Annotated in this window: 2 protein-coding genes; both read left to right on the top strand. The window is 29.9% G+C overall.

Annotation, left to right across the window (positions count from 1 at the left end; translation table 11 throughout):
• Positions 1–148 precede the first annotated feature (148 nt).
• Positions 149–379: a hypothetical protein gene (locus tag QZ824_RS11710; protein WP_291276196.1), complete on the top strand. Its 231-nt coding sequence runs from the start codon at positions 149–151 to the stop codon at positions 377–379.
• 439 nt (positions 380–818) lie between these two features.
• On the top strand, positions 819–1,325 hold the full coding sequence (locus QZ824_RS11715; RefSeq protein WP_291276197.1) for a hypothetical protein: 507 nt from the start codon (positions 819–821) through the stop codon (positions 1,323–1,325).
• The last annotated feature ends 252 nt before the right edge of the window (positions 1,326–1,577 follow it).

Below are 1,577 nucleotides of genomic sequence, written 5' to 3' on the forward strand. Positions count from 1 at the left end.
ATTGGCTTAATTTAAAAATGGTCTTGTATTTGGGAAGTTTAGGCAAATCCGAAAATAAGGCTTAATTTAATCCCAAACCTCTTGTAGCAAGGGAACGTTGGTAGCAAGCGTGTTGAAAAAATCACGAATACAAATAATTTATTAAAAAATGATAGGATTAATTATTACATTACTTGCTCTAATTTTAGTTGGTAGCCTTATTTATTATTTTAGATTTTTCAATAAGGAGAAACCAAAAGTTGGAGTAAAAAGGAATAATTTCTCAGAGTATGTTAAAGATTATGCAGAATTAAAATTGTATTGGACTTCTATTGCTTTTATAACTGTTGGTATCGTTGTTTTAATTGCAATTGGAATTATCGAATTGGTATTTGATTAAATAATCGATAAGTAGTGTTTGCTATTTATGGTTGAAAAACTAACATCAAAAATTGTTTGCCTAAAATAAAATTTTGAAAAGTTTTGCGCAGAAAACTGAAACGTGAAATTCAGAAACGTGAAAAGCGGAACCGTGAAAAGTTTTGAGGTTAAAGCTGAAAAGTGAAAAACGAAACACTAAAATTCTTCGAAATTTTGAACATAAAAAATTAAAATGTCGAAATGGAAAGCGGAAAAACGAAGCGCATAAATAATTACAAAATTGAACTTTTACGTATGACAAGAACGCCAGCTACCAACACTTGCTACAAGAGATTTGGGCAATTGGCTTAATTTAAAAATGGTCTTGTATTTGGGAAGTTTAGGCAAATCCGAAAATAAGGCTTAATTTAATCCCAAACCTCTTGTAGCAAGGGAACGTTAAATCAATCCTTGATATTTTGACTGCTGTTGGAACCGTCGGAGCAGTAATTATTGGAATGCATGCAATAAATCGTAATGATAAAAATGCTAAAAATCAAATTGTAACAAACAAATTAGAGGAACTTTTAGAGCTAATAAAGACTCTAGGGAAAAACTATGTGACATTAAAAATTTTGCATAATGATATTATTAATTTGAGAAATCCTGAGTTTAGAGAATTACAAACAATTGCTCAATATTATGAAATTAGAGATAGTAAACTCCCATTAAATGAAAGGGAAAATTTATTCAATATGCTGTCGAGAATTGAAGTCTTAGCAAAATGTTATACGAGTAAAAAAACAAAAGATAGTATTCTCAAATATGAAGATTTAATGTATACAATGACAGAATTAGCCACAACTACTGCCAGTATATCTGAAACGCTTAATTGGAATGATGGATTTCCTACTTATGAAGAATTTTATGGAATGCTTACAAATATTGAGAAAAAATTGATTAAAAAAATTACTGGTAAAAAATAAGCCAGCCACTAACAGCGGTTTGGCTCAATAGCTACATTTGTTTTAAAAATCACGTTCGATTTTCCGCTGGAAAATCTTATCTTAGCAAGAAATAATCGTTTCACGCAGTCGCTACTGCGCCAAGCCGTGGAACGTTAGCACCTATTAGTCTTATACAATAATGTGAATCAAACTCAAAAGCTAATGCAGTTTTTAAATCAAAAAATGATGAATTTATAAAAATATAAAATACTGATTGATAGATGAAAATAT

It is taken from the genome of Flavobacterium sp., assembly GCF_021151785.1.
In the GTDB taxonomy this organism is placed as follows: Bacteria; Bacteroidota; Bacteroidia; order Flavobacteriales; family Flavobacteriaceae; genus Flavobacterium.